21 protein-coding genes and 1 pseudogene are annotated in these 23,577 nt (G+C 54.5%); 9 read left to right on the top strand and 13 right to left on the bottom strand.

From position 1 onward, the window contains the following. Positions 1 to 44 precede the first annotated feature (44 nt). The gene (locus DD606_RS12610; protein WP_003857394.1) at positions 45 to 536 is read left to right on the top strand and encodes a DUF523 domain-containing protein; all 492 of its coding nucleotides are present in this window, start codon (positions 45 to 47) and stop codon (positions 534 to 536) included. A 59-nt stretch (positions 537 to 595) separates the two neighbouring features. Here DD606_RS12610 and DD606_RS12605 read toward each other — a convergent pair whose 3' ends face one another. The 3 genes from DD606_RS12605 to DD606_RS12595 form a co-directional block, all read right to left on the bottom strand. Continuing rightward, positions 596 to 1,279, bottom strand: coding sequence for an SOS response-associated peptidase (locus tag DD606_RS12605; RefSeq protein WP_032609110.1), 684 nt, complete (start codon positions 1,277 to 1,279; stop codon positions 596 to 598). Between the two features lie 149 nt (positions 1,280 to 1,428). Then, a complete protein-coding gene (locus tag DD606_RS12600) occupies positions 1,429 to 1,668 on the bottom strand; it encodes a DinI family protein (protein ID WP_045342839.1) in 240 nt (79 codons plus the stop codon). 87 nt (positions 1,669 to 1,755) lie between these two features. Beyond that, positions 1,756 to 3,018, bottom strand: coding sequence for an amino acid permease (locus DD606_RS12595; protein ID WP_080336822.1), 1,263 nt, complete (start codon positions 3,016 to 3,018; stop codon positions 1,756 to 1,758). Positions 3,019 to 3,650: 632 nt separating this feature from the next. Between DD606_RS12595 and DD606_RS12590 the strand changes: the two genes are divergently transcribed. Further along, positions 3,651 to 4,016, top strand: coding sequence for a hypothetical protein (locus DD606_RS12590; protein ID WP_022651139.1), 366 nt, complete (start codon positions 3,651 to 3,653; stop codon positions 4,014 to 4,016). A gap of 10 nt (positions 4,017 to 4,026) precedes the next feature. After that, positions 4,027 to 6,123, top strand: a complete 2,097-nt coding sequence (locus DD606_RS12585) for a pyrroloquinoline quinone-dependent dehydrogenase (protein ID WP_045350644.1) — start codon at positions 4,027 to 4,029, stop codon at positions 6,121 to 6,123. Between the two features lie 74 nt (positions 6,124 to 6,197). Here DD606_RS12585 and DD606_RS12580 read toward each other — a convergent pair whose 3' ends face one another. After that, positions 6,198 to 6,788: a DUF4142 domain-containing protein gene (locus DD606_RS12580; RefSeq protein WP_003857383.1), complete on the bottom strand. Its 591-nt coding sequence runs from the start codon at positions 6,786 to 6,788 to the stop codon at positions 6,198 to 6,200. A 228-nt stretch (positions 6,789 to 7,016) separates the two neighbouring features. On the opposite strand from DD606_RS12580, the gene DD606_RS12575 reads away from it, so the two are divergent. Together DD606_RS12575 and DD606_RS12570 are read left to right on the top strand one after the other, a co-directional pair. Then, the gene (locus tag DD606_RS12575) at positions 7,017 to 7,295 is read left to right on the top strand and encodes a DUF1471 domain-containing protein (protein WP_003857380.1); all 279 of its coding nucleotides are present in this window, start codon (positions 7,017 to 7,019) and stop codon (positions 7,293 to 7,295) included. A gap of 308 nt (positions 7,296 to 7,603) precedes the next feature. Further along, positions 7,604 to 7,777, top strand: a complete 174-nt coding sequence (locus tag DD606_RS12570) for an addiction module toxin, GnsA/GnsB family (protein ID WP_003857379.1) — start codon at positions 7,604 to 7,606, stop codon at positions 7,775 to 7,777. A gap of 87 nt (positions 7,778 to 7,864) precedes the next feature. Here the strand turns inward: DD606_RS12570 and DD606_RS12565 are convergent, their stop codons facing one another. Beyond that, on the bottom strand, positions 7,865 to 8,701 hold the full coding sequence (locus tag DD606_RS12565; protein WP_003857377.1) for an alpha/beta fold hydrolase: 837 nt from the start codon (positions 8,699 to 8,701) through the stop codon (positions 7,865 to 7,867). Between the two features lie 660 nt (positions 8,702 to 9,361). Continuing rightward, on the bottom strand, positions 9,362 to 10,351 hold the full coding sequence (locus DD606_RS12560; RefSeq protein ID WP_003857375.1) for a 2-hydroxyacid dehydrogenase: 990 nt from the start codon (positions 10,349 to 10,351) through the stop codon (positions 9,362 to 9,364). A gap of 210 nt (positions 10,352 to 10,561) precedes the next feature. Here DD606_RS12560 and DD606_RS12555 point away from each other — a divergent pair, with 210 nt between their 5' ends. From DD606_RS12555 to DD606_RS12545, 3 genes are read left to right on the top strand one after another with little or no spacing between them, the layout of a single operon-like run. Next, complete coding sequence (locus DD606_RS12555; protein WP_003857370.1) at positions 10,562 to 13,201, top strand: YdbH family protein; 2,640 nt, start codon at positions 10,562 to 10,564, stop codon at positions 13,199 to 13,201. Beyond that, positions 13,198 to 13,389 carry a YnbE family lipoprotein gene (locus DD606_RS12550; RefSeq protein WP_003857369.1) on the top strand — a complete coding sequence of 64 codons (192 nt, stop codon included), beginning with the start codon at positions 13,198 to 13,200 and terminating at the stop codon, positions 13,387 to 13,389. Before DD606_RS12555 ends, DD606_RS12550 begins: the two co-directional genes overlap by 4 nt. 7 nt (positions 13,390 to 13,396) lie before the next feature. Then, positions 13,397 to 13,714: a YdbL family protein gene (locus DD606_RS12545; protein ID WP_023324590.1), complete on the top strand. Its 318-nt coding sequence runs from the start codon at positions 13,397 to 13,399 to the stop codon at positions 13,712 to 13,714. Here the strand turns inward: DD606_RS12545 and feaR are convergent, their stop codons facing one another. Next, a complete protein-coding gene (gene feaR / locus DD606_RS12540) occupies positions 13,715 to 14,623 on the bottom strand; it encodes a transcriptional regulator FeaR (protein ID WP_023314084.1) in 909 nt (302 codons plus the stop codon). Between the two features lie 241 nt (positions 14,624 to 14,864). Between feaR and DD606_RS12535 the strand changes: the two genes are divergently transcribed. Then, positions 14,865 to 16,364, top strand: coding sequence for an aldehyde dehydrogenase family protein (locus DD606_RS12535; protein WP_022651146.1), 1,500 nt, complete (start codon positions 14,865 to 14,867; stop codon positions 16,362 to 16,364). 39 nt (positions 16,365 to 16,403) lie between these two features. Here the strand turns inward: DD606_RS12535 and DD606_RS12530 are convergent, their stop codons facing one another. The 6 genes and pseudogenes from DD606_RS12530 to DD606_RS12505 form a co-directional block, all read right to left on the bottom strand. Further along, on the bottom strand, positions 16,404 to 17,510 hold the full coding sequence (locus DD606_RS12530; protein ID WP_063158730.1) for a GGDEF domain-containing protein: 1,107 nt from the start codon (positions 17,508 to 17,510) through the stop codon (positions 16,404 to 16,406). A gap of 51 nt (positions 17,511 to 17,561) precedes the next feature. Continuing rightward, positions 17,562 to 19,535 (bottom strand): alkyl/aryl-sulfatase, encoded by a 1,974-nt coding sequence (locus DD606_RS12525; protein WP_023324592.1) that lies wholly within the window; start codon positions 19,533 to 19,535, stop codon positions 17,562 to 17,564. A 168-nt stretch (positions 19,536 to 19,703) separates the two neighbouring features. Continuing rightward, positions 19,704 to 21,977: a primary-amine oxidase gene (gene tynA / locus DD606_RS12520; protein WP_129258722.1), complete on the bottom strand. Its 2,274-nt coding sequence runs from the start codon at positions 21,975 to 21,977 to the stop codon at positions 19,704 to 19,706. Between the two features lie 159 nt (positions 21,978 to 22,136). Continuing rightward, entirely contained in the window at positions 22,137 to 22,532 is a 396-nt protein-coding gene (locus DD606_RS12515) for a hypothetical protein (protein ID WP_129258720.1), read from the bottom strand. Positions 22,533 to 22,626: 94 nt separating this feature from the next. Next, positions 22,627 to 22,749 (bottom strand): annotated as a pseudogene (locus DD606_RS25945) (type VI secretion system tube protein Hcp); the annotation flags it as partial. Positions 22,750 to 22,974: 225 nt separating this feature from the next. Beyond that, positions 22,975 to 23,577: MaoC/PaaZ C-terminal domain-containing protein (locus DD606_RS12505; protein WP_255573100.1), on the bottom strand; the 603-nt coding region annotated here is incomplete at its 5' end.

The raw sequence follows: 23,577 nt of genomic DNA, 5'->3' as shown, positions 1-23,577 counted from the left end.
GGTGTTAAAATCGTAGGCGTTTTGGATCTTAATACTATTAAATAATGATAAATAAAATACTGGTCAGTGCCTGCCTGATGGGCCTTAAAGTCCGTTATAACGGGAAAGAGAAAGCGCAGATGACTCATCAACTTGCTCGCTGGCAACAGGAGCAGCGCCTGGTGATCCACTGCCCTGAGTTGGCTGCGGGGCTACCTGTTCCGAGACCACCCGCTGAGATTATGTCTGCTGAGGGTAAAGACGTAATGCGTGGACAAGCCAGAATAATTGAAAACACCGGAACAGATGTTACCGGGCATTATCAACTTGCAGCCTGGCTGGCTCTGCGAGCAGCACAAGAAGCAGGATGTACTGCTGCTTTGTTAACTGATGGTAGTCCAACGTGCGGAACTCAGTTTATCTACAACGGTTCTTTCAGTAATCAGCGTAAATCGGGTATGGGAGTGGCAGCGTCATTACTCTCCGAGCATGGTATTGCGGTATTTTCAGAAACTCAGTTTGCGGAGCTTGTGAACTGGATTGAAGAAAGGGAATGAACGATTCTCCAGGATTAACGCCGAGCGGCATTGCTTCCTGGTCATAATGGGTATGCAGCTCATTTTTCCATTTTATGAGCCACCTCGATTAACTCCGCCCCCTGATTCTTCACGTTCCCCACGGCGCGAGTTACAGCATGCCAAATAAACTCGTCGGCAGGTACTGTACCGTCGGCAATGATCTCTTCCGCTTTTTTCCCGCCAACATCCTGTCGCATCCATTCTCTTGCTGCTTCTGGCGACAGAACCAGCGGCCGTCGATCGTGTATATCAATGAGGCCTTTATCCGCAGCAGAGGTCACTATGAGAAATCCCTCGGCTTCATCGCCGCGCTCAAACGGCGTACTGCCGATCGCCGCCATGAATATCGGCTGCCCGTCGGCCCGATGAATAAAATACGGCTGTTTCTTGTCGCCTTCCTTTTTCCATTCGAACCACCCATCGGCAAAGCAGATCGCCCGGCCATGCTGCCAAAGAGGTTTAAACATTCTGCTGGTGGCTGCGGTTTCTACACGCGCGTTAATCAGTGGTGCTTTGTCCCACCATCCAGGCGCGTAGCCCCAGAATACCGGATCGAGGTGCAGTTGTTTGTCACGTTCGCTTAACAGCAGCACTTTGGTACCGGGCGCAACGTTGTAGCGGCCAATGGGTTCAGGGTCATATGCGATATCGCGTTCGCCTTCGTCGGCCAGGTAAGCCAGATATTCTTCACGGGTTTGGGCTTGTGCAAAACGTCCACACATAGAAACCTCCAGTCAGTCAGACTGAAAGTATAGGGCAGGGAGAAAAAGTCGCGCGGGCATGCTTCTGAGATTGAACCGATGCTGGAAAATCGCGGCCTGAATACACAGGGGTATTGTTAGTTGAAAACAGAGCCGGGCTTTGCGCCCGGTTACTCTTGTATCAACCACATATCCGACTCTTCGAACATCTCCTCGAGCATGCGGTTAAGCTTTTCACGGTCGCTTTTGCTGGCGTCGCTGTTCAGGCCGTTCGCTTGCATTGGCTTAACCGTCACGCTGGCATCAGGAAAAATCCGGTGCACGCGTTTTGTCAGCTCGGTCAGGATGATTTCCCTGGCTCCCTCCAGCCCCTGTACGTTTCGCTTGTCATAAACCAGTTCCACAAACATGATTGTTTACCTTATGGATATTACGCATGTGATTCAGCCTGAACGTAAAATACTACTGTATATGGGTACAGTCAAACGGCGTTCAGGCTAAAGCATTGTCCAGAGCAATGCAGACAGCGTTGCCAGTCCGCCCAGAACAACCAGAAACACCGTCACGCCGCGAAGCTCCGCCAGCGAGGGGCGGGTGTATATGAGGTACGCAGGGATAAGGAACAGGATCACCGCGATCAGTGGTCCGCAGAACATTTCAATCAGGCTGAGCACATCCGGATTGGCATAAACAATGCCATAGGTCAGCAGGAACAGCGCCAGAGAGGCCAGCCGCTTGCTGGCGCTGGCCTTTTTGCCGGATACGCTGGCAGCCAGCTGACCAAACGTTTGTGCGACCGACAGGCCTACGCCGAGAAAGGATTTCGTCATACCGATGATAGCGATGAGCGGGGCAATGTGGTAAATCAGGCTGAAATCACCGTTTCCTTTCATCACGGACAGCACATTCAGGTTTTCCGCCTTCGCCCGTACAAAGTTGTCATGCGGGATCCCCAGCACGCAGCTCAGCACGAAAAAGAGGATACTGGCGAAGATGGCTAAATAGGCGATGCGGATCACGAACAGTGCCTTTTTCTCGCCCTCCGCTTTCCTCTCCCGGTAGTAAGAGCTCAGCGGGGAGACCATAGGCGCACAGCAAAACGAGAAGGTAATAAGCGGCAGCGTCAGCCAGATATTTTTCAGCGTTACCGGCAGCGGCGTGGCGTTCATTTCAGCGGCCGTATCGGTCAGGTTAGACAGATGCCATCCCGGGATAAGTGATACGGCGATCAGCAGTACAGATGCCGCGAACGGCAGCGCCAGCGCGCTCATAATGGCCACGACTCTGTCCCGGCCCTTGCTAAGCACCACATAAAGTGCGGCAACCACGATAAACGACAATGGCCCACGGCTGAGGGCGGTAATATGCAGATGCTCCACCAGTAAATTACTCAGCGCATTAATCAGCGCCACCCCGTAAACCAGGGTTACCGGGAAGAAGGTCACACAATAGAACAGGGTGATCAGCTTTTCACCCCGTCCGCTGAAGAAGGAGCCGAAGATCGGCAACGTGCCGTTTTCATTCTTCTCTTCTCGCATATACACACGACAAAGGAGTAAATGGGGGATCAGGGATAACGGCAGCCCCAGCAGGAGCATGACCAGGAAAATAACCGGACCACGGGTGCCGATTTCCACGGGCAGGAACAGCGTTCCCGCCCCGACGGCTGTACCGTAGAGGCCCAGCGTCCAGATGTTATCCTGCCAGTGCCAGTTAGAGCGTGTTGTAATATTAGCTGAGAGAGTGGTGGCTTTATTCATCATATTTACCGCGTTGTTAGAGGAGCGACGACTTATTTAGTTTTTATCTGCCTGTAGTCGTTGCTGCGCCATTACACCACGGGTGGGAGGGGTTTGATTTCGCATACCGTAAACCTTATGTGTATGCCTGCAATAACTATCGTTATTCTTTGACGATGCTTTAACAGGCGGTTAATTAAGAAGGGGATTTGTTAAATTAACGAACAAATAACGACTGACTTTCCCTGCCTGCAAGTCTGTTAATTAAAGAATAAATACCCTGTTTTATTAAGTACCATAAGGCGCCATCATATTGAAGGGGGACTTATTTAATTATTTTATTGGGCGGAGAATTATCCCGTCATGCCTCAAATTAAAAAACAGGATATAGACAATCACGTAACCTGCTCGTAGCTTTCGAACTGTCTTGTAACATAACGCTATCTTTATGGTGGCGAAGGGGCACAAGGCGTCGTATGCCTGCTATTAAACGCCCCATAAAAAAATCCTCTTCTATACTCAGTTACGTTTAGTGAAATATGCCGCCGCTCCACACGTCGCGTTGCCTTAATAGCGGCGGGCAGCAGGGGCATATATCCACGAAAACGCTTTAATAATGGTCAATTTTGCATTTTTAGAGGGGGATTCCTGGTATGTTGCATTCTCAATCCTCGCGGGTCGGTAGCATGTTGCTGCTGCTGACCGCGATAATAGCCTTCGCGGTGGCGCTATACGCCTGGTGGACGCCGCTTACCGGCGTCACTGGCACCATTGGCGCACTGGGCGTGGTCATTGCCAGCGTAGTGCTGGCGATCCTGACCGTTATGCTACGCGCGGCATCGCGTCGCGGGGCGCGCGTTTTCCTGATTATTGTCACCCTGGTGGTGTTGGCGGGTATTGGTTTTGCCGCCGCGCTGCTGCACCAGTACATCATAACGGCAGCCATGGTGGTCGGCCTGATAGGTCTGATTATGCTGAGCAGCCATTCCGCCCGTTACAACCATCGCGTCAGAAGCTGAGGAGCCGCCCGTGCACAACGATAAGCATTATCCCTTCATAAAAGTCAGCATGACGGCGCTGGCGCTGCTGGTCGCTCCGCTCGCGCTACAGGCGCAGGATAAGGCCACTGAGGCCTCTCAGGGGACCCAGGAATCGCTTAACATTGATGCCGCCGATCAGCAGGCACCCGGAACCACAAAAACCACCGACGATGCCTCAACCGGCAGCGGTGACGGAAAGAAAGTCGCCTCGGCCAGCCAGCCCGCGACGCCGCTGGTGCCCGGCACGCCCACCTGGGACAGCTTTCACGGCCAGCTTAACGCGCAGAAATACAGCCCCCTGACCCAAATTACGGCGGATAATGTCGGGAAATTAACGAAAGTCTGGGAATTCCATACCGGCGACGTCTCGGATGGTAAAGGCGATACGCCAGCCACCGTCTGGTCCGCAACGCCCATTTTCGCCAACGATACGCTCTACATTGGCACGCCATTCGATCGCCTGATTGCGCTGGATCCGGGGACGGGTAAAGAGAAGTGGCACTATGACACGAAATCGTCGCGCAAGGCGCTGACCCAGCCGGTGCTGAAAAACCGCGGCGTTTCCTACTGGCAGGCCAAAAATCCGGTGAGCGGAGAGGCATGCCAGAAGATGGTTTATATGGGCACCGTTGACGGCAAGCTCTTTGCGCTGGACGCCGATTCAGGCAAACCTTGCAGCGGCTTTGCGAATAACGGCGTGTTAGATCTGAACCAGTGGAATACCGTTAACGCGAAGTATCCGCTCTCTGTCCTGCAACCGCCAACCGTTGTCGGCAACCATCTGCTGGTGGGCTGGGCCGGGAAGGACTGGGCCTATGCCGAAGCCCCTCCGGGCACCGTATTTTCAGTCAACGCCCAGACCGGTAAGCTTGAATGGACCTTTGAGGCGATCCCGGCAGAGATCCGCAAGCGTACCGGTACCGCCAACGTCTGGACGCACATGTCCGCCGATGAGGCCAACGGGCTGGTCTATCTCCCGGTTTCATCGCCATCTCCCAACTATTGGGGCGGCAACCGCGTGGACGCTATTCCGCTTGGCACCTCGACCACCGCGCTGGACATCAACACCGGTAAAGTGGTCTGGTCCCGTCAATGGGTACACCACGACGTCTGGGATTACGATATTAACTCCGCCCCGACGCTGATGGACATCACCGTAGACGGCAAGCAGATCCCGGCGCTGATTCAGGCCACCAAGCAGGGTTTCCTGTTCGTGGTTAACCGCCTGACGGGGGAGGACGTATGGCCAATCGAAGAACGTCCGGTTCCGCAGGGTGATGGTTCGGTTCAGGGTGAAGTTCTCTCGCCCACGCAGCCGTTCCCGACCAAACCCGCGCCGCTGCTCGACCAGTCGAAAAAACCGGAAATCTGGAAGCTGGCGGATATCGTCGGTGGCGGCCAGTGCTCCCGTCTGTGGGATAACCTGACCTATAAGGGAATGTATACTCCGCCGACCACAAAGGGCGAAGGCACGCTAACCTATCCTGATAGCGCTGGCGGCGTACAGTGGGGTGGGGTGGCGTTCGATCCGCAAAAACAGATCGCCATCGTCAACACCTCGCATATCGTCCAGTACGTGAAGCTCTACAGCCGCGAAGATTACGATAACGCAGACAAAGACTCAGGTAACGAAAGCGGCTTTGCCCCTCAGGAAGGCGCCCCGTACGGTATGCGTCTGCTGGTGGCGAGCAACTGGCTGGGCATGCCGTGCTGGCAGCCGCCGTTTGGCGAAATCGTGGCGCTGGACATGCATACGGGCGATGTGAAATGGCGTCGTCCGGTTGGCGCCTCCCAGCAGTATGGCTTCTTCATGCCGGAGAGCTGGGGTTCACCTACCATTGGTGGCCCGGCAGTGACGGCGGGTGGCGTGATCTTCATCGGTGCTTCAATGGATGCCAAAGTGCGTGCCTACTCGGTCGAGAGCGGTGAAGAGCTGTGGTCCGATCAGGCAGAAGCGCCGGCAGTAGCGAACCCGTCAGTCTATGAATATAAAGGTCGCCAGTATGTGGCCTTCGTGGCAGGCGGGAATACGATCCTGAAGGATCAGGTGGGCGATCAGGTGGTGGTCTACGCCTTGCCGGAATAATTCATCAGGAAGGGGAAATAAGCGTGGGGCCTGCGGGCCCCACTTTGTTTTGCAATTGTCGTTTTACCGACGCGTTATTTATCGGCTGATGCGCCGGAGTGGGTTGACATCTGCTCGGCGGACTTCAGATGCTGCTCAACGACGGGCGTGTGCTCGTTGGCCAGAGCCTTCACATCCGGATCGTCGATTTTACTGGCGTCGCTCTTAAGCTTCGACAGCACCTTCTCGTGGTCCTTCACGCCAGCATATTCCATATACATTTTGTCAAAAGCGTCACCACGCTGGTTTTCCAGCCTTGAGTTCAGGGCTTTATGCGCGGCGTCTGGTTCGGTCGGCAGCTCCACGCCCTTTTTCTGGGCAACGGTCTGGACTTTGGTCAGCGCGGCGCCGTGATCGTCGACCATTTTCTGAGCGAATGTTTTCACTTCACTGCTTTGGGCCTTGTCCAGGGCGAGCCTGGCGGCGGCGACTTCGTTGATATTGGCCTGCGCCATGTCCTTCAACGCTTTCTCGTCGCCGGAGCTGAGTCTGGCGTCCGGTTGAGCCTTGCCCGCAGTTTGAGTTTGTGCGGCGCTTGTCGTCTGGGCTTGTACGCCAACGGTGCTGAACATTGCTGCAACTGCTGATACGGCTAGCAGCCTTTTCAGGGTTTTACTCGTGTGCATATTGTTCTCCTGATGGTCATGGTACAGGTAAGTTTCGGTTGCTTCAGGCGCAACCGGACAGATAAATGCTCACTACAAGGGTCAGTATAGTAGATGAAACTGCTGCACCCGCCGTTCAGGTCAGTGATGGCTGGTCGTGATGCTCAATTCTTCTACAATATTGATACGGATCATTTACATATTTGGTGCTAATGTTAAATATATAGATTCATCAACAGGAGGAATGATATGAAAAAAGCACTATTAGGGAGTGTATTGGCTTTAACAGTAGCAAGCTTCGGCGCATCTGCGGCAGATATGATTTCCAAGGATGAAGCGCACCACTTCAAACTTGAATACCTTGGTAATGTATCTGTAGGGGCTTCAGGTGGACAAATTTCTTCACCTTCAGATCTTCATCAAAAACTCTCAAAACTGGCAGACGAGAAGGGCGGGAAATACTACGTCATTATCGCTGCCCGCGAGCATGGCCCTAACTTCCAGGCCGTCGCAGAAGTCTTTAAATAATTTTCTCGAATACCACAAAAACCCGCTTCTGGCGGGTTTTTTGTTTACAGACAGCCAAAAAAATGCCCCTGATGCGGGGCAAGTTTAAGTCAAAACTTTTCTTATGTTTATGTGCTCTAAGGCTTCGGGACAATAACAGCTTGTTCAAATAATGCAACATAAATGCATGTTTAAATGTGACGGCTCCATCATGCTGCTCATCTTAAGGTTAATGCAGCATACGTAACGTAGATAGTCTACGCTTTACATAGGGTTATGGTTAAAACCATTTAGAGAATGGATACAGTTAACGGTCGTAAGAGGTAAAGATGAAAGTTGACGCACTGACACAAAAGGCAGAGGAAGAGATTTCAGCGCTTATAGCCAAAAAAATTGCAGAGTTACGAAAAAAAACAGGGCAGGAAGTTTCTGAAATAGAGTTTATCGCTCGTGAGGCCATGACGGGCCTCGAGGGGTATGAAGTAAAAATCAAACTCCTGTAAGCGTTTCTTCCTGAAATGGTCGCTCAATTCTTGCCGCAAAAGAGAACCGGGCGTGATGCCCGGTTGTATTATGGATAATCATCGTCTTTATGAGCGAATAAATGTCAGTATATCGGCGTTTATGGTATCTGCATGCGTGGTATGCATCCCATGCGGGAAGCCTGGATAAATTTTGAGTTCGCTGTTTGCGAGCAGCTTATCCTGTAGAAGGGCGGCATTTTTATAGGGGACAACCTGATCGTCATCACCCTGCAACACAAGGACGGGAACCGTAATGGCTTTAAGATCGTCCGTCTGGTCGGTCTCTGAAAACGCCTTAATGCCTTCATAGTGGGCTTTGGCGCTACCGATCATTCCCTGACGCCACCAGTTCTGGATTGTGCCCTGCGAAACCTCTGCTCCGTCTCGGTTAAATCCATAGAAAGGACCGCTGGCGACGTCGAGGTAAAACTGGGCGCGGTTAGCGGCCAGCGCCTGGCGGAAGCCGTCAAACACCTCAATGGGCGTTCCGCCGGGGTTCGTGTCTGATTTTACCATCAGCGGAGGAACGGCGCTGACCAGTACCGCTTTGGCCACTCGCCCCTGAGGCTGGCCGTACTTCGCAACGTACCTGGCGACCTGGCCCCCGCCGGTGGAGTGGCCGACGTGCACTGCATTACGCAAATCAAGGCTTTCGACCACGGCCGATGCGTCGGAGGCATAATGATCCATATCATGACCTTCACTTACCTGATCGGAACGACCATGACCACGACGGTCGAGGGCGATGACGCGGAAGCCTTCTGCAAGGAAAAAGAGCATCTGGTTATCCCAGTCATCGGCGCTCAGCGGCCAGCCGTGATGGAAAACGATCGGCTGCGCATCCTTCGGACCCCAGTCTTTGTAATAAATACTGACACCATCTTTCGTTGTTACGAATGCCATATTTCAGACTCCTCTGCTAATGGCAAAAACGTGTGAAGGCTAAGTAAATAGCCCAGCATTTAGGGACGTAATAAAACTGACTTATATTAATCTTATTACTGATATATCCGCTTAAAGTGTAGAAGGGTTCCTGAAAACAGTTATAGATTAAATTTGTATGGTCATTATTTATTTTTAAACGAAATATCCCCTAAACCAGCCGGGGCACTGTGTTATTTTTCTCGCGTGGTGAATCCCCCTGTGCGGAGGGGCTAAACAGCACGTGTAGCTTAGGCAATCAGTAGCGGGTCAAGGTGGCTGACCAACGACTCACCGGGAGGCACCCGGCACCACACATACGTTAAAGCTTGTATCTCGCTGAATTTATTATGGATGGTGTATGAAGTTGGGCTTTTTGGCTGGAGCAGTGCTGGCAACCTGGTTGTCTTTAACCTACCCGACGCAAATGAGAGCTGTTTTTGAACAACTGGTTACGATAGTGCAGCAAATCACGCAGCCTTCATCAGAGTCTCATTCTGATATGGTCACACCGGAACAGTCATATCCTTGATTGTTATATTTACGGTGAACGTTACCCGTCTTAATAGTTAACCTGTGCTTATTTTTCTGATGGGCTTGTTATTGGCCGGGCAGAGGTTACCGCCGCCCGGCCTGACGGTCTTAAACGATCGCGTTAGGGCACGCTTCGCCCTTATCAAGCTGCTGTAAATTCCCCAGCGTGGTTTCCGATATACTAATCAGCGCTTCGGCGGTCAGAAACGCCTGGTGGCCGGTGAACAACACGTTGTGGCAGGCCGACAGGCGACGGAACACGTCATCCTGAATCACGTCGTTAGATTTATCCTCAAAGAACAGGTCGCGTTCGTTCTCATACACATCCATACCCAACGCGCCAATTTTTTGCGTTTTCAGCGCTTCGATAGCGGCCTGAGAGTCGATCAGTCCGCCGCGGCTGGTATTGATGATCATCACGCCGTCTTTCATCTGGTCGAACGCCGACTGGTTAAGCAGGTGATAGTTTTCCGGGGTCAACGGACAGTGCAGGGAGATAACATCAGACTGCGAGAAGAGCGTTTTCAGATCGACATACTCCACGCCCAGCTCCAGCGCAGCGGCGCTAGGGTACGGATCAAACGCCAGCAGGCGCATGCCAAATCCTTTCAGGATGCGAAGGGCGGCCACACCAATTTTGCCGGTACCAATCACGCCTGCGGTTTTACCATACATGGTAAAGCCGGTCAGCCCTTCCAGAGAGAAGTTAGCATCACGGGTACGCTGATAGGCACGGTGAATACGACGGTTGAGCGACATCATCATCCCGACGGCATGTTCAGCCACGGCTTCCGGAGAATAGGCTGGGACGCGAACGACCTTCAGACCCAGCTCTTTGGCGGCATCGAGATCGACGTTGTTAAAGCCTGCGCAGCGCAGGGCAATGTATTTCACGCCCTGTTTTTTCAACTCTTCCAGCACCGGTCGGCTACCGTCGTCGTTAACGAAGATACACACGCCTTCGCAGCCGTGAGCGGTTTTAGCCGTCTTTTCTGTCAGCAGAAAGTCGAAAAATTCAAGATCGAAACCGTACGTCTCGTTAACATGTTGCAGATACTTTTTGTCGTACTGCTTTGTGCTATATACCGCGAGTTTCATAAGACTTTCTCCAGTGATTTTGGAACCACGTTAGCATGTTTAAAATTATCTTACAATTTTTCAAAATTCATTGAAATCAATAAGTTCTATGAATTATTGTAGAGCATCTACTCTTAAAAATGGCATTACCTTCAACTGACTGGCTAAACATGCGACAATGAGCGGCAAGAACGGCTTATTTTTTTCGCAAAATCAGGATATTAACTGCCCATGAAGGGTAAATACAAAGCCGCAATCGCGCTATTACTGCTGCTATTACTCGTGCCGCTGACGCTGCTGATGACGCTCGCCCAGTGGGTACCCACGCTCGCCGGGATCTGGCTCCCTGTTGGAACGCGCATCGCGTTTGAAGAAAGCCCACGGCTCACGCGCCACGCCCTGATCATCCCCGATCTCCGCTATCTGGTAGAAGAGTGCGAAATTGCCCGTGTGGAAAACGTGACCCTGTCACACCCAAGCCGTTGGGATCTGGATATTGGCGCACTTGAACTTAATTCTGTCTGCCTGAGCAAATTACCGCAGTCAGCGTCCTCAACGGTGGCGCCGAAAACGCTGGCGCAGTGGCAGGCCATCCTGCCCAACACCTGGCTGACCATCCACCGCTTTACCCTTTCTCCCTGGCAGCAGTGGGAGGGTGAGCTGCATGCTTCACTCACGCCAGCCCGCCAGGACATCACTTATAACGGCGAGCAGGTGAGCATTAAGGGGCAGTTGCGCGGCCAGACGCTCTCCATCAGCCAGTTCGATGTGCAACTGCCGGATCAGCCGCAGCCCGTGAAGCTGATCGGTGAATTTACCCTGCCGTTGGTACCGGACGGCGTGCCGGTGAAAGGGCATACGGTCGCGACCTTTAACGTGCCACAGTTATCCTCGCTGGTCGATGCCGATCTGGACTGGGAGGACAATCAGGGCCAGCTGGTGGTCATGGCGCGGGACAACCCCGATCCACTGCTCGATTTACCGTGGCAGATCACCGCTCAGCAGTTAACCGTCAGCGACGGACGCTGGAACTGGTCAGCCTCCGGTATGCCGATGAGCGGTCGCGTCGGGCTGAAAGTGGATAACTGGCAGCAGGGGCTAGAGAAAGCCACCTTCACAGGGCGGCTCAACGTGCTGACCCAGGGGGATGCGGGGAAGGGCAACGCGGTGCTGAATATCGGTCCCGGCTCGCTCAGTATGGAAAACAGCGCTATGCCGCTGCACCTGAGCGGGGAAGCCAAGCAAAACGATCTGATCCTGTATGCCAGACTCCCGGCGAAGCTGACCGGCAGCCTTTACGATCCGCAGCTTACGTTTGAACCCGGCGCATTATTGCGCTCGCGCGGGCGCATCATCGACTCGCTGGATATCGATGAGATCCGCTGGCCGCTGGCAGGCGTGAAGCTCACGCAGAAGGGCGTGGACGGCCGCCTGCAAGCCATTCTGCGGGCGCATGAAAACGAGATGGGCGATTTTGAGCTGCATCTGGACGGCCAGGCTAACGACTTTTTACCGGACAACGGTTTGTGGCAGTGGCGCTACTGGGGTAAAGGGAATTTCACGCCGATGAATGCGCGCTGGGATGTCCGGGGAACCGGGGAGTGGCGCGACAACGTTATCGAACTGACCGATCTTTCCACGGGGTTCGACAAATTGCAGTACGGTACGATGCTGGTCAGCAAGCCGCGCCTGGTGCTGGATCACCCGGTGCGCTGGTCGCGGGACCCGGATAACCCCACCTTTAGCGGCGCGCTCGCGCTCAATGCCGGGCAAACAAGCTTCTCGGGCGGAAGCGTGCTGCCGCCGTCCGTTTTGACCTTCAGCGTTGACGGGACAGACCCGACGGTGTTCCAGTTTAAAGGGAACCTGCATGCGGACGACATCGGCCCGGTCCAGGTGAATGGACGCTGGGATGGCGAACGCCTTCGCGGTCAGGCCTGGTGGCCAAAACAGTCTCTTACGGTGTTCCAGCCGCTGATCCCGCCAGACTGGAAACTGACCCTGCGCGGCGGCGAAATGTACGCACAGGTGGCTTTCTCAGCGGCCTCCGATCAGGGGTTTGAGGCCGGGGGGCACGGGGTGCTGAAAGCGGGCAGCGCGTGGATGCCGGATAACGAAATCAACGGCGTTGATTTTGTTCTGCCGTTCCGCTTAAGCCAGGGTACCTGGTCGCTGGGCACGCGCGGGCCGGTAACGTTACGAATCGACGAGGTAAAAAACCTGGTCACAGCCCGAAATATCACCGCGGATCTCCAGGGCGATTATCCCTGGACCGAAGCGAACCCGCTCCTGCTCACCAACGTGAAGGTGGAAGCGCTCGGCGGGAAAATCACCATGCAGCAGTTGAGAATGCCGCAGCACGATCCGGCTTTACTACGCGTGGATAATATTTCCTCCAGCGAACTGATAAGCGCGGTGAATCCGAAGCAGTTTGCCATGTCCGGCCCGGTGAGCGGCGCGCTGCCGTTCTGGCTGGACAATGAAAAATGGATCATTAAAGATGGCTGGCTGACCAACCCGGGGCCGATGACGCTGCGCATCGACCAGGACACGGCGGATGCCATTGTGAAAGACAACGTGGTTGCCGGGGCGGCGATCAACTGGCTCCGCTATATGGAAATTTCGCAGTCGTGGACAAAACTCAATGTGGATAATCTGGGTGTGTTAACCATGCAGGCGGCCATTAAAGGCACCAGCCGCGTCGAGGGCAAAAGCAGTTTCGTAAACCTGAATTACACCCATGAAGAGAACATTTTTACCCTCTGGCGCAGCCTGCGCTTTGGGGACAATCTGCAAACATGGTTTGAGCAACATGCGGCGATACCCCTTCTCCGCGGTTCGACAGGCAAGGAAAGTGAGGAACAACAATGAAAAAGAGGGCTGGTGTACTCACCGTGGCCGTCGTCGCGCTGCTGTCAGGCTGCACGCCGCGCATTGAAGTGGCGGCGCCCAAAGAGCCGATCACTATCAACATGAACGTGAAAATTGAGCATGAAATCCATATCAAGGTGGATAAAGACGTTGAAGCCCTGCTGAAATCCCGCAGCGATCTGTTCTGAGGATGCCATGAAACGATTAGCTCTGATGTTACTGGCGCTGGGGATGAACGTTCACGCCGCCACGCTTACGCTCAACGATGCACGTGTCCAGGGGCGCGTAGGGGAAACCCTGAGCGGCTATCTTGCGCCCGTTCAGCACGACGCTGAAACCCTGGCGCTGGTGAGCCGTATCAACGCCGCACGCACGGAAAGTTACCAGCAGTTAGCTGACAGCAATAATTTGCCCGTCGACGAAGTGGCGAAAATGGCGGGACAAAAGCTGGTGGCGCGCGCCCAGCCGGGTGAATACGTGAAGGGGATTAACGGCAAGTGGCTAAAAAAGTAACTAACGGTAACGCTTACGGTATTCGCCCGGCGAAACCCCGAAACGCTGTTTAAAGGCGGTGGAAAAATGGCTATGGTCGGTAAAGCCCCAGCTGTAGCCAATGCCCGCCAGCTTTTCGTCATCGCTGATGGAACGCAGCGCCTGAGCGCATAAATCGAGGCGACGGTTCTTAATATACTGCGCCACCACCAGCCCTTTCCCGGCAAACATGCGGTACAAGCTCCGCACGGACATGCCGCTCTCTGAAGCTATCCACTCCGGTCTTAACGCCTCTGACTGAATATGATCATCAATCAGGGACAGAACGTGGCGGAACTGACGCTCCTTGCGCGGCAGCACCTCGTGTTGCTGCTGGAAGGCCGGACGCAGCAGACACACCATCGCCTCCAGCGCCGCTTCGCTTTCGCTGGCGCTGAGATCGGCATTGCCCATGCTCTCCTGTAGCAGCCGGTAGCTCAGCTGTACGGTAGGCAGACTGCGGGAGAGGGGCAGCGCGCACCTCACTTCCTGAAAACGCGCGTGTTGCTCAATGATTTGTCGCGGGAGCAGCAGCGAAATCTGGCGGGAACGCTCCTGCCAGTAAATGGAGCACGGGCGGGAGGCGTCAATCAGCGTGATATCCCCGGCTTTCAGCATCGCGCGCTGGTTGTCCTGTTCGATTCCGGCGCTGCCTTCCAGCTGAAACACGGTGTAGAACCAGGCGTCGTTGCCGTTTTTGATCTCCTGACGGGTGCGAAAAAGGTTAACGCCTGCGGCGGTCACCGTGCTCAGCTTCAGACTTTGGGTATAGCTGGTTTCCAGTTCGCCGAGAAACGCCCCCTCTAACGGACGTGCCGCAAAGCGCCCACAAACCTGGTTAATTTGCGCCAGCCACTGCTGAAAATTGTCCTGTTCGCTTGCACACGCCATTGATGTTCTCGCTGCACCGTCACTGTTTTCGCATTGTTGCATTTATGTTGCATTTTGTCAGGGCTACGAGGCTGACTATAGGAAAGAACACTCAACGGTTACAGCGATATAAGTGGGAATTATCACGATTTGCGGAGCCTGTCACAGCTGACAAAGCGAATGTCACACAGACAAAAGCAGGAATGCGATTCCCCTCTTAGACTGCATACACACCCTGCGAAGCATAACGAAGGAGTATCCTATGTCCGAATCACACGTCGCCATCCTGCCAGGCGTGCAGCAGTTTTTAGATCGCCAGCACGGCCTGTGGATTGAAGGGCGTCAGGCGGCATCCGACAGCGAAAAGCGTCTGAACGTCTACAACCCGGCGACCGGAGAGGTTATTGCCTCCACCGCCGATGCCAGCGTCGATGATGTCGATCGTGCGGTGATGTCTGGCTGGCGCGCCTTTGTCGCCCGAAGCTGGGCAGGGCGTCTGCCGGCAGAGCGGGAACGCATCCTGCTGCGGTTTGCCGATTTGGTGGAACAGCATGGCGAAGAGCTGGCACAGCTCGAAACCCTGGAGCAGGGGAAATCCATTAACATCTCCCGCGCCTTCGAGGTGGGATGCACCCTGAACTGGATGCGCTACACGGCAGGGCTGACCACCAAAATTGCCGGTAAAACCCTCGATCTCTCGATTCCACTGCCGCAGGGCGCGCGTTATCAGGCGTGGACGCGTAAAGAGCCGGTGGGAGTCGTGGCGGGGATTGTGCCGTGGAACTTCCCGCTGATGATTGGCATGTGGAAAGTAATGCCCGCGCTGGCGGCAGGTTGCTCCATCGTGATCAAACCCTCGGAAACCACGCCGCTCACCCTGTTACGGGTGGCGGAACTGGCGAGCGAGGCGGGGATCCCGGATGGCGTGTTCAACGTGGTGACCGGTAGTGGCGCCGTCTGTGGCGCGGCGCTAACCTCGCACCCGCGCATTGCCAAAGTAAGCTTTACCGGTTCGACGGCGACGGGCAAGCAGATTGCCCGCGTGGCTGCGGATACGCTAACGGGCGTGACGCTGGAGCTGGGCGGCAAAAACCCGGCCATCGTGCTGAAAGACGCCGATCCGGCGTGGGTAATTGAAGGGCTGATGACCGGCAGCTTCCTGAATCAGGGGCAGGTCTGCGCGGCCAGCTCGCGTATTTATATTGAGGCTCCGCTGTTCGACACGCTGGTCAGCGGCTTTGAACAGGCCGTGAAATCTCTGAGCGTCGGGCCGGGCATGTCGCCGGATGCGTTTATCAACCCGCTGGTGTCGCGCGCCCATTGCGATAAGGTTCAGGCGTTCCTGGATGAGGCGAAGGCGCACAATGCGGAGCTGATCGCCGGGAACCGGGGGCCAGACGGCAAAGGCTATTACGTTTCGCCAACGCTGGTGGTCAACCCGGATAATCATCTGCGACTGACGCGTGAAGAGGTCTTCGGGCCGGTGGTGAACCTGGTTCGTGTGGACGACGGGGAAGAGGCGCTTCAGCTGGCGAACGACACTGAATACGGCTTAACGGCCAGCGTCTGGACGCAGAATATCAGTAAAGCGCTAGCGTATACCGACAGGTTACAGGCAGGAACCGTGTGGGTGAACAGCCACACGCTGATAGACGCCAACCTGCCGTTCGGCGGCATGAAGCAGTCTGGCACCGGGCGCGATTTCGGCCCCGACTGGCTGGATGGCTGGTGTGAAACCAAGTCGGTGTGTGTGCGGTATTAATAAAACGCCGGGTAAGGCGAAGCCGGCACCCGGCATTATTTAACGCGACCACCTATCCCGCCCGGACTCCTTCGCCCGATACAACGCTGCATCGGCGCGGGCGATGATTTCCGGGCCGGCCAGTCCTGGGGTATAGCCGGCAATGCCCATACTCACCGTCACACATTCACTCACCTTCGACGCGCTGTGCGCAATGGCTGCGGTGCGCAGGCCAGCCTGGATCCGCGCGGCGACTTTCTCAGCAACGCTTTCTTCACAGTCAAAGAGGATCACGACGAACTCCTCACCACCGTAGCGCGAAACCACATCCTCTGGCGTGCGCACCGAGGTGTTCAGCACCTCTGCCACCCTCGCGAGACACGCGTCTCCTGCCTGGTGACCATAGGTGTCGTTATACAGTTTGAAGTAATCGACATCCAGCATCAGCACCGCGAAGCGTTTGCCTTGCTCCACGGCGTTTTCCAGCACCAGCTCCATCGCCCGCCGGTTGGCCGTTTTCGTCAGCGGATCCTGATGGGCCAGCGCATCCAGCCGCGAAATTAAACGCTGATTCTGCTGGTTGCGACGCCACGCCTCTTCAAACCAGCTCAACAGGATATAGCGCCCGCACACGAGAATGAAGGTGAACACCACCCACAGCCCGGCGAAGCGATAATTAATTTCCTGATTCAGCAGCATGCTGGCAACGGGCAGGCTTATCCATAGCGGAACGGTGAAGCAGAGCAGTGCCACCGGGTGAAAATAGAGCGCGGTCATACCGGCCATCAGCAGGGTAACGAATATCGGCCAGGGATGAGGAAGCTGTATCACGTTGATAAACCAGTAACAACTTATCGACCATAGCAGGCTACACATTAACAGCACCGCGCTGACGCCGCGGATGTGGCGCCAGGCCATTATTACCAGCGCCACGGAAAGGATGACTACCCCCAGCATGGAGGCGTCTATCATCTGCCGCAGAGGCGGGCTGATGTGCAGGAGGGCATCGATATGGCCGAAAAGCGAATTGCGCAGCAGGACCATAAGGGCAAAGCTGGCATTCACAAAGGCGAGCCACGGCAGGTTCACGGCCAGCCCGTGAACAACCATTGATTTACGGGTAGGCCATGTCGCGGGTTCGGGTGTGGCTGGATGTCTTTTTTCCATTGAAGAGAATTTTCCTTGAGCGGGCGGAACCTCCGCCCGCGAGTGCTGCCTTTACGGGGTCACAATGTTAAACCAGAATTCAAATTTATCCATGTAACCGAGCATGGCATCGAGTTTTGCGGCATCGCCGGTCACTTTGATATCGCCATTATCCTGCGCCTGTCTAAGCGTCACTTCTTTCAGGATGATTTTATTCAGCGTATCGCGGTTGAGGGTCACGGTCGCGTCAGCGTCTTTCGCTTCGGCGTTCGCCGTGTGGTTCAGCACGCCATTTTCCAGTTCCAGCTTGTATTTACCGCCGTCGCTGCCGAGGTCGATGTTAAACACCGATTTTGCATCCGCCGCTTTTTCACCGTTAATGTGCACCGCCAGATAGTCAAAGAACATTTCTGGCGTCATCGCGCGCACGGTGTCCGGGCTGGCGGTGTTCGGGGTCGGTCCTTTCACCACGCCGTTACGCAGCTCCTGGGCGCCGGTCAGGTAGAAGTTACGCCACGGGCCTGATTCAGCCTGATAACCCAGCTGCTCCAGCGCATCCGCTTCCAGGTTTCGCGCGGCCTGATTATTTGGATCGGCAAAGACCACTTTGCTGACCACCTGAGCCACCCAGCGGTAGTTCCCCTGGTCAAAGTCGGTTTTCGCTTTGCTCAGGATGGCATCCGCGCCTCCCATATACTCCACAAATTTCTTCGCGGCTTCTTCAGGCGGCAGTTCATCCAGGGTCGCGGGGTTGCCGTCAAACCAGCCTAAATAGAGCACGTAGGTGGCTTTGACGTCATGGCTGACTGAACCGTAATAGCCTCGGTTGGCCCAGGTATTGGCCAGGGAGTTCGGCAGCTTGAAGTTGGCGGCGATCTCGTCACGCGTCAGCCCTTCATTCGCCATGCGCAGGGTCTGGTCGTTAATGTAGCGATACAGGTCGCGCTGGCTTTTCAGCAGGTTAACCACATTCTCGTTGCCCCAGGTCGGCCAGTGGTGCTGCGCCATGATAACTTCGGCCTTATCACCCCAGCGTACAATTGCCTGGTTGATGTATTTCGACCATGGCAGCGGTTCACGAATTTTCGCACCGCGCAGGGAGTAGGTGTTGTGAAGGGTATGGGTGACATCTTCCGCAGACTCGATCAGCTTTTTCTCTTCGATATACCAGAGCATCTCAGAAGGCGCTTCCGATCCCGGCGCGAGCATAAAATCATAGGTCAGGCCGTCGATCACCTCTTTCTGACCATCTTTCTCGATGATATTGGTCGGTGCGATCAGGGTCACCGTCCCGGCGGAGGTGGTGGTGCCGAGACCCGCGCCGACCTGGCCCTTCGCATCCGGCTTCAGCAGGTTGCCGTACATATAGCTGGCGCGGCGGCTCATGACGTTACCCGCCATGATATTCTCCGCGACGGCGGCCTCCATAAATCCGGCGGGCGCGTAGACTTTCACCTTGCCGGACTTCACATCTGCTTCATCCACCACGCCGCGCACGCCGCCATAGTGGTCAACGTGGCTGTGGGTGTAAATAACGGCGACCACAGGCTTGTTACCGCGATTTTTATAGTAAAGATCCATCCCGACTTTGGCCGTTTCTGCCGACACCAGCGGGTCGACCACGGTAATGCCTTCTTTACCTTCAATAATAGTCATGTTTGACAGGTCGAGGTTACGGATCTGGTAGACGCCTTCGGTCACTTCAAACAGACCGCTGATGTTGATCAGCTGGGACTGACGCCATAAGCTCGGGTTAACCGAGTCGGGCGCCTTATCGCCTTCTTTGATAAAAGCGTACTGCTGAGGATCCCAGACGGTGTTGCCTTGCTCCCCTTTGATAATTTCCTGAGGCAGCGGGGCAATAAACCCTTTGTGGGCGTTGGTAAAATCGGTGTTATCGGAGAAAGGAAGCTGGTTGAAGAGTGCGTTGTTGGCCTGTTGCGTTGCTGCGCTGGCATCCTTAGGTGCTTCTGCGGCCCAGGCGGAACTGGTAGAAATAAAACATCCCGCCAGCGCGAGACTCCTGACGATCTCATTGATTCTCATCCTAAAACCTCTCAGTAAACTGTGACGTTGTTTGTGGAGACTTCGAATCCTGGTGAAAGTGTGTCAAGAAATGCAAAAGGATTAAGCGAGGTAACAATAACTATAATCGGGGAGAGTAATTCAGCAAGTAAGCGGATGAAAAACCGGGCATTACGCCCGGTCGGTGGGTTATTTCTGCTCTTTTTTCTTGCCGAGCGTTGGCGTCTCGTCAAAGAAATTCCACGGCTTGAGCAACGTGTGCACCCATTCCGTCGGCATTATTGGCCACTCCTCGGCACGGGCGACATGGGTGGTGCCGGTGGTCATCCAGATGACGTTATCCTGGTCGTTCAGCGACTCGTTATCTTTGCTGTACTGGCCGAGGCCGGTATCGTGCGTGGAACGGTTCGGGTATTTTCCCTCCGGGTACATCTCGTCGGGATGGTAACGCGTTACCCACAGTTGTTTATCCATAAAGCTCAGGCGGTGATAAATCCACTCGTCCGGGGCAAACTTCGCGCCGGACGCTACCGGGTGTGTACCGCCCGCGTAAGGGATGATCTGATATGAGACCGGGTTGCCCATGCGGTTCTCTTTGCTGGTATTGCTCAGCAGGCGGATGGTGCCCGGGTCAAACTTCTGCGCCGCCTGCTGTTCGGTATCAATATCATACTGATTAACCTGCATGGTGCTGGTGCGCGGTCCGCCAGCGGTGTTCGGTTTGACGTCCGGATCCATGGCCACCAGCTTATTGTTGATGCCGTCCACGTCCATATCCAGACGGAAGTTGTAGATGTGCTGGTGGGTGGTACCGACAATATTATGGTCGATCAGCGTTCCGTATCGGGTGTCATCCTTCGCGGTGACATCATGCATGGTTTTCGTCTGCACGCCTTTCACCGCTTCAATGCCCGTAGCCCCTGCATCAATGCCGATAGTGCCGTTTTCGTGGAATACCCAGTCGAAGATGTAATCGTAGTTACCCACGGTGCTGACCCAGCGCACCACCAGCTCGCGGCGTTCGGTGCTGACGTTGGGTTTTCCTAATTCCTGATGCTTATATTCCGGCCCGGCGTAACGCTCGAAAATGGCGATCGCCCGGGGGATCTCCATTGGCGCGCCGGTGTAATCCGGGATGGTTTCGTTGAGCATCACGGCGTTAGACGGAACATCCTTGCCGCGCACGAGCGGGGAGGTCAGGGTACCCATGCCGTAATCGCCGGAGTCCAGGTAGGCTTTAAAGTACCAGCCGATATCCGGGTCGCCGTACGGCACAATCATGCCGCCGAGCGACCCCTGATACATCACCTGTCGCTTTTTGCCGTTGTCGTTATAGGTCACGGTGGAGATTATCGGGCCGACGCGTGAGTCCAGGCTCAGATGAAAATCCCAGTTCTGCCAGTGCACCCTATCCCCGGTGATGGTGTAGTTCTTGCCTTCCGGCTCGATAATCTCCAGCGGTTTTTTCACCGTTTCAACGCGGTCACGGCCATCATAAGGGCGCGGCGTGAGCGGCACCGGCACGACCGGGCCTTCCTCAATCTTCTGGATTTTCTTCTGCTCGAGATCCACCACCGCAACCAGGTTTTCGATCGGGTGCGCCCAGTAGTTACCGTCGCCCACGTCGAGATAGCTGATCACTTTCAGCAGGCGGTCTTCCTGTTTCAGCCCATCCTTGCCGTCAAAAAAGCCGACGGTAAGCGGGGTGGTGATCACTTTCTTCGGGTCGGTAATGCCGCGCTTTTTCAGCACGGCGGCAAATTCCGGGCTTTCATTGATGATCTGCTGCACGGTATTGAAGTCATCCAGCAGTACCATGCCGTGCGCGTCTTTTATCGGCTCCCAGCGGAGGATCTTTTTCTCCTTCAGATCCACCCGGCTTTCGATGATGTGTTTACCATCAAGCATGATGATATTGGCCTGACGGGGCGCATCCACCGCCGTGCCGTTAAGCACAAAGTCCCAGACTTTGGCCTTTTCTGGCTCCGCCAGCGCAATCTGGGTAAAGCGGGTATTGGGTTTAAAATCCGCTGAGGCTTTCACGATTGCTACGGCCTGGTTGATTTCATCAGCCGTCAGCGCGTTTAACGGGTGGGGGCTTTTTTCAACCTGGAATGTCTGATCAAGATCGGACTGAAAGACATCGTTGATAAAGGTCTCCGGGATAAACGCCTTATTGTTCTTCATCACCACGGGCACCTGGAGCGTCAGCGGTTTGCCGTTAACGATGGCGGTATTTGCGCCGGGTTTGACCTTCACAAAGGCACCGTCTTTGACGATGGTGAACATCTGGGCGTAATCATCCCACTGCACGTCCGCGCCAAACGCCTGAAGCGTTTTGTCCATCGGGACCATATGCGCCTCGCTGCCGTGAGCGTAAACAGGGGATTGCCAGGCGCAACAGAGCGCAACGGCCATGGCCAGTGCCGTTCTACGGGCAGAAAAAGAAGAATTGCTTCCCATCGCAGACCTCATCTTGTTGTGTTTATTGTGTTGTGTCAGCGTTATCCTGACAGGCGCGCACGAAAAGCGTTTGCCTGCATCTGCCAGGTTGTTTGTCAGTCTTGCCAGGTTAAAAAAGAGCGGGGGTGCATCACACCCCCATGGCCGATAAAGTGCGCTTCAGTAAGGCGAGCTAACGAGATGCGTGCGGACATCAAAACCTACCGTCGTGAACGAATAAACCGTACCGCGAACGCGAAGATAAATGTCTCCATTTTTAATTGCCACTGAAGCTTTATCATCATCGGTGATCATGACGGGATTGATATTCTTAATGTTAGACATGAATTCTTCCGGACTTCTTTTCGCATCAAAGAGATAAATATGATACCTGTTTTTAGACAGTGAGCCCGTCTCAACCTGGGTGATGTTAAGAGTTAAACGATCGTTAACCTTGATTTTTTCCTGCAAATTTTCATACACGGTAAAAAGATCGCGGAAAGGGTATGCAATGAATATGAGAAAAATAAAGATAATAATTCCAGCTCGCCAGTTAAAAACCCGAACGTCGCGCATAATCTATTCCTGCCCTTATCCATAACTGATCGACTGGATCATCACCGTAATTATTATTGTTCTGGAATTTTGCAAATTCGGCAGGATCAATTAGGAGGCGAAGATTGTGTGTAAAGCCGGTGACTTCTATGCTTCCCTCACGGTAACGAACATCCACCGAGCCTGTAATTTTTGACCCACCATCGTCAGTTAAGAAAAGGTAAACAGGAATTGCCATAGTCTGTTAATCATCCATGTAATTTAACGTGGTGATATTCCCGGCGATAAATAATAACCATGCTAACTATTTGGTCAACTTGCTTAGTGTTTCCGGTTGTAACTTATCCAAACCAGGCAGACTGGATGGTTCGATCAATCAAAGCCATCCAGTCCCTGTTTTACCTTCCGCTTATTTTGATGCGCTCAAACACTCGAGGCAGCAAGGTTAATGCCATTGCATTGATTAAAAGTCACCCTGCTGGCGCGCCACCAGCGTCAGGATGGAGTAGAGCGCCACGGCCTGCTGGTGCTGGTTGAAGATCTCCACAGCCCATTCCACCACGCCGGTGGGTTTTTCCTCGGCAGTGCGCTGTTTCTTCAGCGTTTTACGTTTACAGGTCAGGCGCACCTGAATGGTATCATCCGGCTTGACCGGCTCGATAAAGCGCAGGTTTTCCATGCCGTAGTTGGCAATAACCGGCCCAACCCCGGCATCGACAAACAGCCCCGCCGCGGCGGAAATCAAGAAATAACCGTGTACCACGCGCTCACCAAAAATCGACTCCGCCGCGCCAATTTTGTCCATATGGGCGTAGAAATGATCCCCGCTCAGGCAGGCAAAATTCACGATATCCGCTTCCGTCAGGGTACGACGCGGGGTCAGCAGGCTGTCGCCCGGCTGTAACTCCTCGAAGTATTTACGGAACGGATGAACGCGATCTTCCTGCACCTCCGCGCCACGGACCCACTGTTTACCGATCGCGGCGAGCATGGACGGGCTGCCCTGAATAGCCGTGCGCTGAAGATAGTGCTTCACAGCGCGCAGGCCGCCCAGCTCTTCGCCGCC

The sequence above is a fragment of the Enterobacter cloacae complex sp. GF14B genome (assembly GCF_004136805.1).
In the GTDB taxonomy this organism is placed as follows: domain Bacteria; phylum Pseudomonadota; class Gammaproteobacteria; order Enterobacterales; family Enterobacteriaceae; genus Enterobacter; species Enterobacter hormaechei_C.
Note: the sequence above shows the minus strand (reverse complement) of the source record. Positions and strands in the feature narration are given on the sequence as shown.

Coding starts and splice junctions, on each gene's coding strand:
- DD606_RS12575 (WP_003857380.1), top strand. CDS start 7,017: ATGAAAAAAGCACTATTAGGGAGTGTATTGGCTTTAACAGTAGCAAGC.
- DD606_RS12515 (WP_129258720.1), bottom strand. CDS start 22,532: ATGCGCGACGTTCGGGTTTTTAACTGGCGAGCTGGAATTATTATCTTT.
- DD606_RS12555 (WP_003857370.1), top strand. CDS start 10,562: ATGAAGGGTAAATACAAAGCCGCAATCGCGCTATTACTGCTGCTATTA.
- DD606_RS12600 (WP_045342839.1), bottom strand. CDS start 1,668: ATGTTTGTGGAACTGGTTTATGACAAGCGAAACGTACAGGGGCTGGAG.
- DD606_RS12530 (WP_063158730.1), bottom strand. CDS start 17,510: ATGGAAAAAAGACATCCAGCCACACCCGAACCCGCGACATGGCCTACC.
- DD606_RS12570 (WP_003857379.1), top strand. CDS start 7,604: ATGAAAGTTGACGCACTGACACAAAAGGCAGAGGAAGAGATTTCAGCG.
- feaR (WP_023314084.1), bottom strand. CDS start 14,623: ATGGCGTGTGCAAGCGAACAGGACAATTTTCAGCAGTGGCTGGCGCAA.
- DD606_RS12610 (WP_003857394.1), top strand. CDS start 45: ATGATAAATAAAATACTGGTCAGTGCCTGCCTGATGGGCCTTAAAGTC.
- DD606_RS12545 (WP_023324590.1), top strand. CDS start 13,397: ATGAAACGATTAGCTCTGATGTTACTGGCGCTGGGGATGAACGTTCAC.
- DD606_RS12550 (WP_003857369.1), top strand. CDS start 13,198: ATGAAAAAGAGGGCTGGTGTACTCACCGTGGCCGTCGTCGCGCTGCTG.
- DD606_RS12605 (WP_032609110.1), bottom strand. CDS start 1,279: ATGTGTGGACGTTTTGCACAAGCCCAAACCCGTGAAGAATATCTGGCT.
- DD606_RS12535 (WP_022651146.1), top strand. CDS start 14,865: ATGTCCGAATCACACGTCGCCATCCTGCCAGGCGTGCAGCAGTTTTTA.
- DD606_RS12525 (WP_023324592.1), bottom strand. CDS start 19,535: ATGAGAATCAATGAGATCGTCAGGAGTCTCGCGCTGGCGGGATGTTTT.
- DD606_RS12590 (WP_022651139.1), top strand. CDS start 3,651: ATGTTGCATTCTCAATCCTCGCGGGTCGGTAGCATGTTGCTGCTGCTG.
- DD606_RS12560 (WP_003857375.1), bottom strand. CDS start 10,351: ATGAAACTCGCGGTATATAGCACAAAGCAGTACGACAAAAAGTATCTG.
- tynA (WP_129258722.1), bottom strand. CDS start 21,977: ATGGGAAGCAATTCTTCTTTTTCTGCCCGTAGAACGGCACTGGCCATG.
- DD606_RS12580 (WP_003857383.1), bottom strand. CDS start 6,788: ATGCACACGAGTAAAACCCTGAAAAGGCTGCTAGCCGTATCAGCAGTT.
- DD606_RS12565 (WP_003857377.1), bottom strand. CDS start 8,701: ATGGCATTCGTAACAACGAAAGATGGTGTCAGTATTTATTACAAAGAC.
- DD606_RS12595 (WP_080336822.1), bottom strand. CDS start 3,018: ATGAATAAAGCCACCACTCTCTCAGCTAATATTACAACACGCTCTAAC.